Raw genomic sequence first — 16240 nt, 5'->3', positions numbered from 1 at the left:
GGAAAGAAAAATATCGCTGACTCTTGTCCTTCGCATCGCTTATCATCACTATAGGATTGAAGAGAACTTTACCCCACTCGCTCCCCTGTTGTCAACCCTTTATTTTACAGATATCCAAATCTCTGAATAACAGTTTGGATCATAAGGGTCATCGTCTGTATACATTTCAAAGTCTGGCCCGCCTACTGGCTTGTATCCACTCGACGGAAACCATTCAGAATAAATTTTTTCCCAGACTTCTTGGATGGCATGTGGCATTGCCCCATGCACTTCAAATACTGCCCATTTTGCTGCTGGCATTTTAAGGGTTGAAAACTCTTCATGCGTTTCCTGCTTCGATGCTGCCGCAATCCAATAATCTATACGTTTAGACGTTTCATCACTCAAATCGACGCATACACCGAGCACACCTTTAATGTCCCCATCATTTAAAGCAACAAGGCGATCTGTTGTGCCGTCTCCATTTACCTGATTCCAAAACTGCGGGATTTGATGTTGGTTCTCCACCATATCCATGGAAAATTCCTTTTTTAACCCCACGACACTAAAAGCGTTCCTTTCTTCAATGCGATACTTCATCTGTTCGACTCCTTTCAATGTCACCTGAATGACCAGGCGGTTATAAGATTGTCGTTCCCCCTTGCCGTTGCGCGCTTCAGTCGGAGTGCATCCGTGCTGGTTTCGAAAGGCTTTGGCAAAAGCTTCAGGAGTGTCATAGCCGAAGGCATAGGCAATATCGATAATTTTTGTATCTGTTGTGCATAGCTCTTGAGCAGCCAGTGTCAGTCGCCTGCCTCGATGATATTCACCCATCGTCATGCCTGTCAGCAACGTAAACATACGTTGAAAATAAAACGGAGACATATTCGCCTGCTTCGCCACCTCTGTAACATCAAGCTTTCCCCTCAGGTGTATCTCCATATAATCTATAGCTTGTTGCAACGACTCTACCCACGTCATCGGCTAATGCCTCCTTTAATTTATACTGTAGTGTGTCCCAAGAATGGAATCCTGTCTTTCTCTGCACTCTTGGGACAGGAAGTACTTTTGGCTCGTTATTCAATTCCATATTTACAAAAGTATGCGTTTTCATTTAAACGGAATCGGGTACGCCTTAACATGCCCCTATTTAACTCACCAAGGAGGAATCGTTATGTTGAAGTCAACTGCACTTGCTTTGTGGAGCAGCCTTTGGCGATCTCATGCACAAACAAAGCACCATCTACGTTTTTACAAACTTCAATTTTCTAAAAGTACGATTGAGCATGGGAAGCCCGGTGCGTCTTCTACCTCATTATCCCCAACTGAAAAAGAAAAGCAACCGAAACCAAACTACTCAAAACCACAGCTTATCGGTTTGCTTCTTGGTCCATTATTGTTTGTGCTTACCTTGCTTTTTTTTCATCCAACTGATTTAAGTCCTGAAGGGAGAGCCGTTCTTGCCTCTACTTTATGGATTGCGACTTGGTGGGTGACAGAAGCCATCCCTATCCCAGCGACCTCCTTGCTGCCGATTCTTCTTCTCCCTCTGACCGGAGCAATGGAGTCGGATGCCGTATTTTCTTCCTACGGCGATGATATTATCTTTCTATTTCTCGGTGGCTTTTTTATAGCGACCGCTATGGAAAAGTGGGATTTGCACAAACGTATCGCCTTATCGATTATTTCTTGGATTGGTACAAGTACGAACCGTATCATTTTTGGTTTTATGCTAGCCACAGGATTTTTATCTATGTGGGTTTCCAACACTGCCGCTACAATGATGATGATTCCTATTGGTTTGGCAATGGTTTATCAAGTGTCACAAACGCTAAAAGGAGAAGAGCATAAAACGACACTTAAAAAATTTGAAAAAGCGATTATCTTTGGTATTGGTTATTCAGGGACAATTGGCGGACTAGGCACACTAATTGGTACCCCACCCAACATCATTTTAGCTGGTACCGCTCAAAACCTTTTTGATGTAGAGATTTCTTTTGCGGGATTTATGGCATTTGCCGCGCCTTTATCCATTATCCTGATTCTCTTCACTTGGTTTTTTTTAACACGTATTGTGTACAAAGTGGATCTTAAACAGTTGCCAGGAGGGAAAGAGGTCATTACTAAAGAATTATCTGCCCTTGGCCGCGTTTCCTTTGAGGAAAAAATCGTCCTTACTGTCTTTTGTTTTGCTGCGACGATGTGGGTCACAAGAACCTTTCTATGGGAAAGTTTAATCCCTGGAATTACTGATGGCATGATCGCTGTCACAGCAACAATTCTTTTATTCCTCATTCCGCGCAGAGAAAAAAGCGGAGAGGATGACAGGATTCTGTCATGGAAGGATTCGAAGGAAATCCCTTGGGGCATCCTGCTTTTGTTCGGTGGTGGGCTAGCAATCGCCGCAGGGTTTAGTGAAAGCGGTTTATCAGACTGGCTTGGAAATCGCCTGTCTGTGCTGGATGGAATGAACATCATCATCATTATTGCAGCAACGACGCTACTCATCCTATTCTTAACTGAGATTACTTCAAATACTGCAACGGCCACAATGATTATGCCTGTTGTTGCAGCACTTGCACTAGCGTTAAACATTCACCCGTTCGCGTTAATGGTTCCAGGAGCTCTAGCAGCAAATTGTGCCTTTATGCTACCCGTAGGCACGCCACCCAATGCGATTATTTTTGGAACGGGAAAAATCACCATTGCTGATATGGTGAAAAACGGCTTTTGGCTTAATATCATTGCTGCAGCTCTTATCATCTTTGCTGTTACCGTCTTGCTACCGATAATGTGGGGCATTGATTTGAATAGTGTTCCAGAGAATTTTAGGTAAACGCATATTTTGTTTGGATAACCCGTATCTCACCGATTAGCACGGAAAAATAAACTAAAACGGAACCTCCTCAAGTAAGAACGTGCTGACAGTGCTTCACTGATGAGCACGTTCTTATAATAATTTAAATCGTAAATGGAGGGATATACCGACCATCGACGTCAGTAAATTGATATTCCTTGGCAAGTTGCCCTGCAGTGAGAACCTGTCCGGTTTTTTCCATCCTTCGTTCGTCACATGCTAGCTCAACAATTCCTCGCCCAATATACCGTGGTGTCTCCGTAGACTGTAAATCCGGAACATCCATCCAGTGATCTTCGTCGGTATTTACTGACTTTAAGACGAGCTCCGTACGCATAAAACCAGGCGACACGGCGATGGCCGCTACGTTGTCCTCCTGCAATTCAGAAGCCAAACCAAACGCCATCCTGCACAACGCGTTTTTGGCAAGGTCATAATAAAAGTTTCCGATATATTTGTCTTGATCCCAGAAAGTCGTATGCACAATCAGACCGTTTCCAGTTGCTCTCATTAACGGGATGGCGAATGTATTGGTCGCGACCTGTGCTCTCACACCAGAAGTAAACATATTCTCCCAATGCTCTAACGGAACCTCCCACATTGGCTTGTTGTTATCAATTTGAAGCTCATTGCCACCCCAAACATTGTTTACGAGAATGTCCATTTTCCCTTCCTTATCCTGAATGGCTTGTATGGCAGCTTTTGTTTGGGCATCATCGGTGTGATCACATCGAATTGCCACCGCACGCCCACCAGCCTCTTTTATCTCTTGAACAACTTCATCCAAGCTGCCTGGGCTTTTCGACGGATGTTCTGTTGTACTCCTCCCAGTCACATACACTGTGGCTCCTGCGAGACCTAATTCGATAGCGATTCCTTTGCCTGCCCCTCTACTTCCACCTGTCACCAAGGCGACTTGTCCTCTTAATCTCTCCATTATGATTCCCCCTTCTCGTGTCGATAACGTTCACTATACCGTATCAATCTTGACATCCTATGTCATATTTAAAACAATAGCTGTAAGAATGAATAAGGAGGGGATTCCTTGAGAGGAGACCGTTTGCTTATGATTGTGCTTTTGCTGCAGACGAGAAAGCAAATGACGGCCAAGGAGCTTGCGAACGAACTCGACGTGTCCGAACGAACCATCTATCGCGATATGGAGGCCTTAAGTCTCTCTGGCATTCCTGTTATCGCTGAACGTGGACAACAAGGCGGATGGTCGTTGCTTGGAAATTATCAGACGTCACTGACGGGATTAAAGGAAGATGAAATTCGTGCCTTGTTCATCTCTCCTTCCAATGCCATGCTTGCAGATCTTGGTATGGGGTCGTTTTCAAAAGAAGCGAGAGAGAAACTGCTTGCCTCGCTTCCTTCTCAGCAGCTTGGGTTCGCTCAGGATGTGCGGGATCGCATCCATATCGATACGAGCACTTGGCACAAGGAAAATGATTATGCCCACACACTTGAGACATTACAGACAGCCATTTGGTCGGAGCACCTGCTCGAAATAAATTACCAAAAAGCCGATGGCACGACATCCGAGCGCATGATTGGGCCACTCGGCCTCGTTTTGAAGGGAAGCAGTTGGTATGTCGTTGCTCTATCCGGTGGAAACATCCGAACCTTTCGTATCTCACGTATCGGTCGCATTTCAAATCGTCATGAGGGGTTTGAGCGTCCAGAGGATTTTTCGCTTTCTTCCTACTGGACCAGTTCATCAAAGGCCTTCACGAAGGCATTGCCCGTCTACGATGTCATGCTCAAGGTGAGGGTCGAGGTGCTGCCTCGTCTCACGTTTAGTGATCGCTTTGCTCGTATCCGCTCGATTGGGGAAGTGTGTCACGGCTGGGCAAACGTCTCCATCACCTTTGCCGATAAGAAGGAAGCTCTAGGCTACGTGCTTGGGTATGGAAATCAAATGAAAATTGTAACTCCTGCGTCTCTTCAACAGGCGCTTTTGGACAGCGCCCAAGGCATTGTCGACCTGTATCAATAAGGCTTTTGCGCCACCCAGATGGTCCAACGATCGCGATCAATGAGTGGATGGTCTTCTTCAAGAGTATTGAGCTTTGTGAGCAGATAATCTGTGAATTCATTTAGCTCTGCATCTGAAAGCTCATGCAAAATTGACCTGCCCTCTCTTCGCAGAAACGACTTCTTGAGAGCTTCTTTATTTGCGTATACACCTCTCGTTTCCCATAATGTATACGATTGGATGTTAGAAAAATCCACTGAACCAAGAGCTTCTAGTACCGTCTCTTGTAAATGACGTCGCCGCGTGTCCACAGCAAGGAGCGCCGGGTACTTCTCAAAGAGATAACCTCTAAGATGTTCAACGCTCGCCTTTTGTTGGACATCCTCTGGCGTGCGGTCCTGCCAAACGCAAACACCACCAGGCTTTAACAAACGATGAGCTTCCTTTGCACATGTAGGCAATTCCATCGTTTCGATATGGTGAATCAATGCCCTTTCCAGCACCACGTCAAAGGAGGCCTCTGAGAAAGGCGTGCCGAGTGCATTTCCTTGCTGGAATGTAACGTTTTTGATTCCAACACACGTCTTTTCTGCCGTTTCAATACTTGGCAGTGAAAAATCGACGCCTATGCCTTTAGCGGCCCCCATGTCCATTAGTGCTTTCGTATAGAGACCACCACCACAACCGATATCAACGATGCTTTTGCCGTTGATGTCAACAAGACGATTCGCCATGTCCTTCCAGCTTTGATCGACTTTACGCTCACTGTATGAAGTCTTATTTTTCGGGTTATGAAAATCAATCGCCATTTTACCTGCCACACCACCCTATTTCTATTACTTTTAGTGTAAACAAGAAGGGCGAGGTGCAGAATGTCGACTTTTCGAAGCCGTCCGATAAGTCATTCTTATTGGAGTGATAACTGCGTTTACGAGGGAAGGTAAGAGAAGTAAAGCGTTATTTGGTTTTGATTGAGTGGCTATGTTCTTACACCTATGATTTTCAGCTAACAATTCCATTCACAACTTACACAAATCGGTACAAATAGTAAATAACAAAAAGCTGACCAGTTGGCCAGCTCTACTTGGTGGAATTAAATTCTCCTCAGTAACTTGAAGTTGCTTGTTTAGTATTTCTTTCCACTTGTGTCCATTAACTTCCCCCGTACCTCTAGACACCCTTGTGCGTTTCAAATCACCGTTTTTTAATTTTTCACGAAAATAAATATGGTGTGATTTTTTTTTATACTCTTCCCAGCCGTCTTTTCTACAAAACCTTTCTATCTCTCTCCAACTGGGCATTTAATAAGATCCTTTACATCTTTTTTATTATCCTGAATCAAAACATTCATAACATAAGGGAAATGTTCACGACGATTTGGCGCATTAAAAAACACGTTAAATTCATTCTGATATTCAGTTGCGTACTCAATTAATTCTTCAGTAATTAATTCCATTGCTTCTTCCCGTGTGGTCCCATTTTCCACGAGATCAAATCCATCTAAAGTAACAGTATACGATTTGTCTTCTTCTTGAGTGAAAGTAGCTTTGAACACAAATGGAGCAAACGCGACTTTTAGATGTTCAGCACTAAATGCTGCCCACGAATCCCGATGACGTTTAACAAATTGAGGTCCCTGACGCACTATATCATCATTGAATTGCCCCCAATTTTCTCTTACTTTCGTTGCATTAAGAACTCCAGCCATATGAATCACCTCTCCCACCTCCTATAATACCATATGTATGTACGTTACGTACGTTATGTACATTTTATATTAATTCCTTTAAAAGCTTTTATTAAACACTCTATTCTTTCGACATAATTTCACCCTTCACCTCACCCAGCTAAAGATTAATCTTAGGTTCATAATTTAATTCTCTGACCGATAACATCTATGCAAGGATCGTAAATTTTTTGTAAATAAACGAGTTTGACCATGTATTGAACAATCTTTTTTTGTATGATTAAGGATATACATAATTTAGAAGGGATGCGTTTTCAAATGAAGAAGTTTGCTCTATTTGCATTAACCGTTCTCCTAAGTTCTATATTTGCTTCACCTTTGGCCCAGGCATCTATGAGACAATATCGCTCCCTTCTCAAAGCGAGCAAGCTTTCGCCGGACGCTGGATTGAAGGATACGGTCTGTTGCCTCTTCCATCAGAAGAGGATGATGGCGAAGTTAAAGTAGCCGTTGCGGACAGCGGCACCGTTTTTCTTTACGAAGGTACAGAGACACTATCGCTTCCTGAAGCACACTGGGCAAAAAATAGCATTCAAGAATTTGCACAAAAACGAATTATTCCAGTATCCCTTCAGAAAGATTTCCAACCCGATGATGCAGCTTCTCGTCAATCAGCCGTAAGCTTGCTCGTACGCTCTCTCGGATTGTTTAAGGGGAATGAAACGGCACCATTTTCCGACCTCTCTACTGTTCAAGGTACGGCAGGCAAGGACATTGTCACAGCCTATCATTACGGCATAGTCAATGGCAATGAAGATGGACGTTTTGCTCCCGAACGAACGTTAACACGCCAGGAGTTTGCAACAATGATGACGAACGCCTGGGAGTCCAGAGACGGGTCAGTGAGTTTTTCGGAGAAACAGATTGAAGAGCAACTTCGCACATATTCAGATGGCAGCGAGGTACCGCAATGGGCCAGAAAATCTGTCGCACTTGCACTTTCTCGTGGCTGGATGAATGGCGACGGCAAACAAAGGCTCCAAGGCGAGCGCGATGTAACGATGGCAGAGGCGATCGTACTCCTCGACCGAATGATCGATTAATTGATGTAATACACATAAGTGCCTAATAGCCTTAAAATGAAACACAAACTTGGACGATAAAACCCTATTGAAGAGTAGCCCCACGAACACATCGCTGTTCGCAGGGCTACTCTATGTATGTTCAAACTATTTATTGCAGGCTGATTATAAAGAAGGGCTGTCCCCAAAATGTTAGGACAGCCCTTTCTTTTCGTCATTTCCCATTTAACAGTGTATCAAGCAACGCCATACGGGCGTACAGTCCAAGATGCGACTGCTGGAAATAGACTGCTCTTGGATCACCGTCCACATCTAAGGCAATCTCATTGTTTCTCGGCAATGGGTGAAGCAGTATCGTTTCTTGTCCGAATTGCTCCATTACCTTTTTATCAATCACAAATTCACCGCTTGTTCCGTTCGCAAAGCGCTCTGTTTGAGTACGTGTTTGATAGAGCACATCAATATCTGTGGGAAGATCTTCAAAGCGCTCACAGGCTTGATAGGCAATGCCTCTTGCCTGCAAATAATCAATATACACTTCAGGCAGCTTGCGATCTTCCTGACTTAAGCCGTAGACTTTTACACCATCGTATAGTGATATCAGCTTCACAAGTGAATGAATCGTCCGACCATAGCGCAAATCACCAATAAGAGCAAACGACCGATGATGGATCGTTTGTTTATATGAGTAAATGGTGTAAGCGTCCAGCAACGCTTGCGTTGGATGTTCTCCTGCACCGCCCCCAGCATTAATAATCGGGATATGGGAGATGCTTGCCGCATCCTGTGCCGCATTGTCATCGAAGTGACGAAGTACGATGGCATCACAATAACCTTCCACGACACGAATTGTATCAAGCAAGTTTTCCCCTTTAATCGCAGACGACATTTCCTTGGCATTCTCTGTACTGATAATGCCACCGCCGAGCTTTTGCACAGCCGCCTCAAAAGACAGTCTCGTTCTCGTGCTTGGCTCATAAAACAGTGTCGCGACAATTCGAGAGGATAGGGCTGAATGATACAGCTCAGGGTTTGCTTTCATGTCGTCAGCTAATGCAAAAAGTGATTCTAAACGATCAATTTCAAATTGTTCACACGTGATTAAATGCTTCATTGGAATATCCTCACAATCTCACAGATTTCGTGTTATAAGCCTTTGCTTTTCCCTAATATACGACAAATTTCGCAAAACTCCTGCTAATGACCGATGCAATTTTTTAGGACAGGTGATCGATCTGGTTGTAGTCGTGGACAAGCCATGCTCCATCGCGAAAATGAATATTGCTGATACAGGCGTTGATCAGTCTCGTCTTCTCAAAATCATACTCGCCGTTTGAGTACTGAGACAAAATAGCGGAAATGACCGCCCCATGAGCGACAAGAAGAACCGACTTGTCCACATGCTGTGCATAAATATCCTCGATGCCCCTCACGACGCGATTCCGCAGTGAATCATAGGGCTCTTGATTTGGGTAGTTTTTGTCGGGATAGGCGGATTTACGTTCTTCCGCCGTCATTCCTTCTGCATCACCAAAGGATCGCTCTTTGAAAGCCGCCATCTCAACGAGCGGCAGCTGCAATGCCTCATTCACGATTGTGGCCGTTTCTTTCGCACGCAGGAGTGGACTTGTAATCAGCACGTCCCACGAGGCGTTTTTCAAAAACTCGCGGCACTTTCTTGCTTGCTCAATCCCTGTTTGATTTAAGGGAATATCTGTACTTCCCTGAATGCGTCCTGCTGCATTCCAATCGGTCTCCCCATGCCTTACTAAACAAATTGTCGTCATGCTTGCTCATCCTTTATACATTGTCATTTCGTCCTATTTAATGTCATATACAGCGTCGTTTGTTCGACATTCTTTTCACTTAGTTTGTACTAATAATACCAAAATCAATAACGGAATGTTACTGACTCGTTCAAGGCGACTCTGATTCAAGCACATTAAACCGTTCAAAGGAACAAGAAGGCCATCACCACCACTGCGGTGATTTCGCTTATAAAAAACAGCCGTCAGGAGCGCCTTAATGGCTACTCTTCGATGGCTGTTTTCTCTTGATCTAGATACGTTTTTCTCTTTTTCTTCGAAGAACCGAAGCGATTACTAAAATCACTTCACTCACAAAAACCCCTGTCAACACTGAGACAGCACCGCCGATGAAAAGATATGGGTCGACCGTATACGTCTGAACTCCCCAGTAAATGAGCGCAATGACACCAAACAGTAGGACGAGGGCTATCGCTGTAAAGAGATGCACAGCAAAAAGACCTGTTTTCCGTATCATTAACGTGACATAAAAATAGCCAATGGCTGCTCCAAGTAAAGGAAGGATTGAAAGCATTAGGATTTGAAGATCGTAGGGAGACATATAAGCGATCCTTTCTGAGTATCTAAGCCGTTTAGCTAAACAAATCCTCCAGCAAATCACCAACGACGTTGGCTTCATGTCGATATATTTTTACCATGTAATACATCAGCACAGAAACAGCAAATTCCACAGATAACTCTGTAATAGACGGTTCGAAATCGTACGTCACTTTGCTGTCGTTTTTCTTAGATTTTATGAATCCAGTTTTTTCCCCTTTTATATAAATCTCGACATCCTCGTCCCAATTTTCTTCGAAACGTATTTCCCCTGCTTGGAGACTTCCACGAACACTGAAGTAAAGGAGGTTACGTCCGATGCGATCGCTAAGTTGATAAGTTCTGTCGTTAAAGACCACCCCATAGTCTGCTTTAACAAGACGGGAAACACCTTTCTTTTTGATGCCTAGCGTTACACATTCTTCATGCTCAAGCCATGTGAAAGAAAAGACATGCTTTTTCTCATAGCCCTCTACCGATTCCTTTTGAATACAACCAATCTCTTTATTGGCCTCATCGACTAGCATGACGCGAGATTTTTTGGAAAAGTACGAGTCGTCCTGCAATGTATACGTCCGCATAACTTGCTCCTTTTTGATCGTCTATCTATGCTTACGATTCAATTGATCCTATATTGTCATGCCATCTTCCCATAACAACGGTATTTTCGTAAGTTCCATTCGATCGCACTCTATCATTTTTCAGTATGCCTTCAATGCTAAATCCATAGCCTTCATACATTTTAATTGCTCTCTCATTTGTATGGACGACGCGAAGCATCATCTTTTTAATAGTGTGCGCATATGCCCAAGCAATCGATTCCTTTAGCAGATTCTTCCCAATTCCATAGCCCCAAAAACGCTTTTCGACACATACACCAAACTCAACCTTGTGCGCAAATCGCTGCAAACGAACACCTTCACATCTAGAAAAGCCAACAATCTTACCGTCAACAACCGCCACTAAAAAAAGGTTTCTCGGCTGTTCACGGTCTTCTTGAATCAGTTCTTCAAACCCATGAGCATCAAGCCTCTCCATATACTCGATCCATATGATCGGTTTCTCCATCGATTTGTACTCTCAACGCTGATAAAGCCTTCGCGTCTTGGAGCTCCGCAGAACGAAGGGTATAGTCGATTCCTTTGCCTTGGATGATTTGTTTTGTAATGATCATCGTATTCCCCCCAATGAGTAAGTGATGACGCTCATCATTTTATATCATTGCTGTGCATAAAAGGAAGGACAACGTTTCTGTCCCGATGATTTTGTACACCTTATTACTTATTTTTCTCTATATTCAATTAATTAATTGACCTCTTTACATCACCGTTATATGATGGGTTATAACTTCTAGTTTAATTGCAAGCACGTTTCAACAATGGCAAAGCGAAACGTTGGCATTCGAAATGTTCCCCACTTCAAAATCATTAGACCTTATTCTACTCGAAAGGGATGATTAGATGTCGGATCGAAAATCGCGCCGGAACACACGACTCATGCAATGCTTAATGGCCTCGGTGCTAGCCACTTGTCTCCCGCTTTCAACCTCTGCTCAATTCCTCGGCAATGTGGATTCCCCTGGGCGAGCTTCTGAGGCGCAAGCATCGTTAGATCAGCATTACTGGAACGCGGAGTCCGGGTTGTATAACAATGCATTTGAGTGCAATGAATGCAATGGGCAATTTCATTATTGGTGGCAGGCTCATGCCCTTGATACGTTGATTGATGGCTATGAGCGAACAGGAGACCTCGCCTATTTAGACCGAGCTGAAGCTTTGTACGAAGGTGTACTAGATCGGAACAATGACGAGATTACGAATGATTTTTACGATGATATGCTCTGGATGGCCTTGGCTCTCCTACGTTTATATGAGCATACAGATGAAGAGCATTATAAACAGGCTGTGCTTACCTTGTGGGGAGATATAAAAACAGGCTGGAATAACTCGTTTGGAGGCGGCATCGCTTGGAACAAAGGACAGCTAGATTATAAAAACACCCCATCCAACGGACCAGCTGTCATTCTCGCGGCCCGCTTGTACGATGCATTCGGTAATGAAGAAGATCTGCTTTGGGCAGAAAAAATCTACTCCTGGCTTACTGATACACTCGTAGATCCAAACACCGGTATCGTTTGGGATGGCATTAACCGAACCGGAGATGGCACCATCGATAAAAACTGGATATTCACATACACACAGGGGGTTTATATCGGTGCAGCTGTTGAACTTTATCATGTGAAGAGCGATCCGAAGTTCCTTGAAGCTGCCTACGCGACAGTTGATGCATCCATTGACCAACTCACAACGAACGGCATTGTGAATGAGCAAGGCACAGGCGATGGCGGGTTGTTTAAAGGCATCTATATTCGGTATATCACAGAGTTATATAAAACCAATCCTACGAATGACGAATTAGGCTCATTTATACTCGCAAACGCAGAGAGCGCCTGGGCACAGACGTCTGATGCTGACGGAGCATTTTTCGGTGCACGCTGGATGACCCCACCTGAATTCCCTGTTCAACTAAGCCAACAGCTAAGCGGTGTTATGTTGATGGAACATGCTGCCGTAGTTGAACAATTGAATTTACATGGGTCGTCTAATGAAGCTATACATTGAGCAAAATGCTACACTATTCAGGCTGTATGAAAGCAAACATTTGTCACAAACCGTAAAGCTATTCACAAGAAAAGGAGCTCCTTATGCATTCCCCAAAACACATCGTATCTGCTGCCGTTATTGTTAAAAACGAAAGAAATGAAATCCTGCTCATTAAAGGCCCTAGGAGAGGTTGGGAAATGCCTGGAGGTCAAGTAGAGGAAGGTGAGCCCCTTCGTACTGCCGCCATCCGCGAGGTTCAAGAAGAATCTGGCATCCTCGTTGAGATCACCGCATTTTGCGGCATTTATCAAAACATCAAAACCTCCATCTGCAACACATTGTTCTTAGGCAAACCTGTTGGAGGTTCAATAACGACGTCACCAGAAAGCTTGGAGGTCGGTTATTTTCCAATTCCTGAGGCTTTAAAGATGGTGACATGGGCAAACTTCCGAGCGCGCATCGAGCATTGCCTTGATGAGAGCTCACATCCATTTCTAGTTGAATTCAATTACGACTGCTAAAAATGGTGTTCATTAAACGTTTAATGAATCTGTGTTTATAGCCATTAAAACAATAAAGGCTGCCCTAAACGTCAGGCAGCCTTTTCAATTGATATCAAAAATTTACTGGCGATTCTTGATCTCGTCAATTGCCGTTTTGGCAAGTTTTGAGATTGTTACATCGTCCATCGGTGGGTTGTGCAAACCTGCCCGAATATCACGGTAGTACCGTTGCAAGGGGCGATCCAGTTCAAGACTCTTGGCACCAACGAGACGCATCGCTTTATCGATCGTCGTAATCGCATGATTGACGACCGTGTATTTGGAAACCCCAATTTCGTTGGCGACGAGCGAACGTGTTGTTTCGTTATAATACGCACGCGCTGTGCCATAGATGACGAAGCGAGACTGAGTTAGCTCGAGGTCCATTTGCCCAATCAGATTCTGGACATTCGGCAAGTCGCTAATCGTTCCCTCAATGCTGTTTGGGGAATGCTCTGTAGCGAATTTGACAGCGTAATCGCGCGCCGCCTGTGCGATACCAAGATACGTGGATGGAATATGAAGCATCCAGCCATTCACATTGTTTCCGCGAGGTCCTTGCTGCGCCTCAACTAACCGATTGTCCGGCACTTTGACGTGATCCAAGATCAAATTGTGACTTTCTGTTCCCCTCATCCCGATCACATTCCAGTTTTCACGAATAGAAATGCCTGGTGTATCACGATGGACAAGGAAAAAGCCCATTGTGTTTTTCTCTTCAATCCACGCCCCAATCAAATAATACGTCAAAAATGGCGACATCGTCGTAAAGGTTTTCTCTCCATTGATTACCCAGTGATCTCCTTCTCGTGTCGCCTGTGTTCCAGGCTTGCCTCCACGGGTCGGACTGCCGGTCTGGGCTTCACTCACAGCGCGATTCACTATCGCTCCCTTTTTGATCTCCTCGGCAAAAAATTGCAGCTGCTCCTCTGTCCACTGGCGTTTTTCATAAATCTCACCGACGACGCCCATATGCCAACCAATCGATAAAGCTGTAGCACCATCCATGCTGCCAAGGGTTTCTTGGAACAAAACGAGGTCGGCGATGGAACAGCCCTCTCCCCCATATGCTTTCGGAAGAGCTAAAGCCGAGTACCCTATGTCAACGAGCTGTTGGATATTGTCTTTTGGAAACCGTGATTTCTCATCGTTTTCCTGTGCAGAGCTTTCAATATCCTGGCGTAACGTTTCAAGTTTATTTAGCCAGTGGTTTTGGAATTCTGTAGTTGCAAATAATTGTTTTGCCATATGTGTCATCCTCTCTCTAAACCAACTTTACACACCGGATTTGTTATGATAAGTGTAACAATACCTCAAGACACTGTCAAAAAGGATGGTTTTCAAATAATAACTGTTTCGAACTTGCTTCAACTACCCACCACTTAACACCATACGTGTGTTTGAAGTGGGGTGTTCTCGCCTGAGTCTGATAAATCGTATGGGGACGCCCATGTGCTAAAAGGCATTGATTTTCATGTGAAGCTGAGTGAAGTGGTTGCCATTATTGAGCCAAGTGGCTCAGGAAAAACCACGTTGTTGCGGAGCTTGAATTATTTAGGATCAAAGCCTTTGCCCTGCTGTACTGGCTACTCAGCATTGTTCTCGAAATGGCTCTTGCCAAAGCAGAAAGCAAGTCGCGTCGCTTTGAAGGAATTGCGGCTCAGAAAGCGGGATAGTACATGGTAAAAAAACAAAAAAAACGAAGAACGTTGACCTTCAATGGCTCGCTCTTCGTTTTTATTTTGCCGTTTATGAGAATCCATTTTCTTGCGTTACATCTGAACCCTAGACATTGAGCTCAGTATCCTTTTCCTTTGCTTCAATAACCGCATCGAGCTTAGGAGCGTCCATCCGAAGGTTTAAGCCGATTAAACCAGCAATGATAAAGAGGATCCCAGCGCTACAGTACACTGTAATAAGTGAGCTCACACTCATATAAATACCTGACAGGCCCGTTCCAAGCAACATTGCTCCTGTAAATACAGGGGTCATTAGTCCATTGAAGCGACCGATATACCTTTCTTCGACCGCAGAAAGCATAAACGCAGAGAGCACCGTTTGCATAAAGGCCATCGAAATTCCGTTCAAAAGCTCCATGGATACCGTTAGACCAAACCAAACGGACCATGCTTCTACGATGGTTGTTATGGCGAGAAACCCTAGCCCTGCAAACACCACCCATCTGCCTTGCAATTTGATTGAAAAGACACCTACGAGAATACTCCCAATCAGCATCCCTACTCCCGCAGAAACGGCGAGCCATTGAAGATTTTCTTTGTCCATCCCTAGACGATCAGTAATGAGAAAAACATCCAGAGGCGCAATAAGCCCAATACCTAAGGCAAGCACCCCAAAAATCAGCAGAAGAATCTTTAGCTCTCTTTGGCTTTTAAGGAAAACAAGACCCTCTTTAAAGTCTGCCAAAACACTTCGCTTTTCCGTAACCGTAACGGCTTTGCTTTTCGGTAAAAAGCTTAGTACGATAGCCGACAAGGCAAAAATGACAAGCAAGCTGGATAGAGAGGCTGTGATGCCAAACCAGTTGTATATCGCCGTACCGACCATTGGTCCAGCAATGATAAACACCGACATCATCGTCTGTGACAATGCCATAGCGCCTTTCACATGCTCTTCTGGCACATGCTGCTTAAATATTTTCATCGAGGAAGGCTGCGAGAATTGTGAGACAATCGCGGAAATCACTGTCACAACAAATACGGCCTGCCAGACACCAGATTGAATCACCAGCAAAATAACGAGAATGGAAGCAAAACTAAGGGTATCTCCTATAATCATCGTTCGCTTCGGACGCCAGCGGTCTGCCAAAACGCCACCAACTAGTGAAAAGATAAAAATCGGCGCATACTCTGCTACTGTCAGCATAGACACGGCAACAGGGTCGCCATTCGTCTGTGCCACGACATAAAACAAAAGCGCCATATTACGAATCCATATGCCCATATTTTGTAGAAAATCAGACGCCATAACGAGCAAAAACACTTTATTTGAAAACAATGGTTTCATTTTTATCGCCCTCCAAACCTGACCGGTCGGTTTAATTTGTACGTGCCTCAAGCAATAGCTTGTCGCACGTTGAATACTGTTTTTTATTTTTACTTTCAACGATTCGAAAGAGAATGATTTTCTCA

Annotated in this window: 16 protein-coding genes and 2 pseudogenes; 6 read left to right on the top strand and 12 right to left on the bottom strand. The window is 44.3% G+C overall.

Annotated features, from left to right (window positions below; translation table 11 throughout):
- Positions 1–99: 99 nt before the first annotated feature.
- Positions 100–960, bottom strand: a complete 861-nt coding sequence (locus tag EV213_RS08075; protein WP_133580004.1) for an AraC family transcriptional regulator — start codon at positions 958–960, stop codon at positions 100–102.
- Between the two features lie 196 nt (positions 961–1156).
- Here EV213_RS08075 and EV213_RS08070 point away from each other — a divergent pair, with 196 nt between their 5' ends.
- Entirely contained in the window at positions 1157–2815 is a 1659-nt protein-coding gene (locus EV213_RS08070; RefSeq protein ID WP_208112732.1) for an SLC13 family permease, read from the top strand.
- Between the two features lie 124 nt (positions 2816–2939).
- On the opposite strand, the gene EV213_RS08065 is transcribed toward EV213_RS08070, so the two are convergent.
- Positions 2940–3773: an SDR family NAD(P)-dependent oxidoreductase gene (locus EV213_RS08065; RefSeq protein ID WP_133580002.1), complete on the bottom strand. Its 834-nt coding sequence runs from the start codon at positions 3771–3773 to the stop codon at positions 2940–2942.
- Between the two features lie 108 nt (positions 3774–3881).
- Here EV213_RS08065 and EV213_RS08060 point away from each other — a divergent pair, with 108 nt between their 5' ends.
- Positions 3882–4835 carry a helix-turn-helix transcriptional regulator gene (locus EV213_RS08060; RefSeq protein WP_243740032.1) on the top strand — a complete coding sequence of 318 codons (954 nt, stop codon included), beginning with the start codon at positions 3882–3884 and terminating at the stop codon, positions 4833–4835.
- Here EV213_RS08060 and EV213_RS08055 read toward each other — a convergent pair.
- From EV213_RS08055 to EV213_RS08045, 3 genes are all read right to left on the bottom strand, one after another.
- A complete protein-coding gene (locus tag EV213_RS08055; RefSeq protein WP_133580001.1) occupies positions 4829–5635 on the bottom strand; it encodes a class I SAM-dependent methyltransferase in 807 nt (268 codons plus the stop codon). The genes EV213_RS08060 and EV213_RS08055 overlap by 7 nt on opposite strands.
- 198 nt (positions 5636–5833) lie before the next feature.
- Positions 5834–6115: a type II toxin-antitoxin system HicA family toxin gene (locus EV213_RS08050; protein WP_243740031.1), complete on the bottom strand. Its 282-nt coding sequence runs from the start codon at positions 6113–6115 to the stop codon at positions 5834–5836.
- The gene (locus EV213_RS08045) at positions 6094–6522 is read right to left on the bottom strand and encodes a hypothetical protein (protein ID WP_133580105.1); all 429 of its coding nucleotides are present in this window, start codon (positions 6520–6522) and stop codon (positions 6094–6096) included. The genes EV213_RS08050 and EV213_RS08045 overlap by 22 nt, the downstream gene beginning before the upstream one ends.
- A gap of 443 nt (positions 6523–6965) precedes the next feature.
- On the opposite strand from EV213_RS08045, the gene EV213_RS08040 reads away from it, so the two are divergent.
- The gene (locus tag EV213_RS08040; RefSeq protein WP_133580000.1) at positions 6966–7604 is read left to right on the top strand and encodes an S-layer homology domain-containing protein; all 639 of its coding nucleotides are present in this window, start codon (positions 6966–6968) and stop codon (positions 7602–7604) included.
- Positions 7605–7797: 193 nt separating this feature from the next.
- Here the strand turns inward: EV213_RS08040 and pyrB are convergent, their stop codons facing one another.
- The 5 genes and pseudogenes from pyrB to EV213_RS08015 all read right to left on the bottom strand — a co-directional run bounded on the left by pyrB (position 7798) and on the right by EV213_RS08015 (position 11120).
- Positions 7798–8697 carry an aspartate carbamoyltransferase gene (pyrB, locus tag EV213_RS08035; protein WP_133579999.1) on the bottom strand — a complete coding sequence of 300 codons (900 nt, stop codon included), beginning with the start codon at positions 8695–8697 and terminating at the stop codon, positions 7798–7800.
- Positions 8698–8800: 103 nt separating this feature from the next.
- The gene (locus EV213_RS08030) at positions 8801–9370 is read right to left on the bottom strand and encodes a histidine phosphatase family protein (protein ID WP_133579998.1); all 570 of its coding nucleotides are present in this window, start codon (positions 9368–9370) and stop codon (positions 8801–8803) included.
- A 271-nt stretch (positions 9371–9641) separates the two neighbouring features.
- Complete coding sequence (locus EV213_RS08025) at positions 9642–9950, bottom strand: hypothetical protein (protein WP_133579997.1); 309 nt, start codon at positions 9948–9950, stop codon at positions 9642–9644.
- 31 nt (positions 9951–9981) lie between these two features.
- Entirely contained in the window at positions 9982–10527 is a 546-nt protein-coding gene (locus EV213_RS08020) for a hypothetical protein (RefSeq protein WP_133579996.1), read from the bottom strand.
- Positions 10528–10558: 31 nt separating this feature from the next.
- A pseudogene (locus EV213_RS08015) lies at positions 10559–11120 on the bottom strand (N-acetyltransferase family protein).
- A 286-nt stretch (positions 11121–11406) separates the two neighbouring features.
- Between EV213_RS08015 and EV213_RS08010 the strand changes: the two are divergent.
- Together EV213_RS08010 and EV213_RS08005 are read left to right on the top strand one after the other, a co-directional pair.
- A complete protein-coding gene (locus EV213_RS08010) occupies positions 11407–12567 on the top strand; it encodes a glycoside hydrolase family 76 protein (protein WP_243740030.1) in 1161 nt (386 codons plus the stop codon).
- A gap of 83 nt (positions 12568–12650) precedes the next feature.
- A complete protein-coding gene (locus EV213_RS08005; RefSeq protein ID WP_133579995.1) occupies positions 12651–13070 on the top strand; it encodes an NUDIX hydrolase in 420 nt (139 codons plus the stop codon).
- Between the two features lie 102 nt (positions 13071–13172).
- Here EV213_RS08005 and EV213_RS08000 read toward each other — a convergent pair whose 3' ends face one another.
- Complete coding sequence (locus EV213_RS08000) at positions 13173–14339, bottom strand: acyl-CoA dehydrogenase family protein (protein WP_133579994.1); 1167 nt, start codon at positions 14337–14339, stop codon at positions 13173–13175.
- Positions 14340–14501: 162 nt separating this feature from the next.
- Here EV213_RS08000 and EV213_RS07995 point away from each other — a divergent pair.
- Positions 14502–14648, top strand: a pseudogene (locus tag EV213_RS07995) (ATP-binding cassette domain-containing protein); the annotation flags it as partial.
- Between the two features lie 228 nt (positions 14649–14876).
- Here EV213_RS07995 and EV213_RS07990 read toward each other — a convergent pair.
- Positions 14877–16115, bottom strand: a complete 1239-nt coding sequence (locus EV213_RS07990) for an MFS transporter (protein ID WP_133579993.1) — start codon at positions 16113–16115, stop codon at positions 14877–14879.
- Positions 16116–16240: the final 125 nt, after the last annotated feature.

It is taken from the genome of Aureibacillus halotolerans, from assembly GCF_004363045.1.
In the GTDB taxonomy this organism is placed as follows: Bacteria; Bacillota; Bacilli; order Bacillales; family DSM-28697; genus Aureibacillus; species Aureibacillus halotolerans.
The sequence above is the reverse complement of the archived record's forward strand: the minus strand, read 5'-3'. Positions and strand labels throughout refer to the sequence as shown.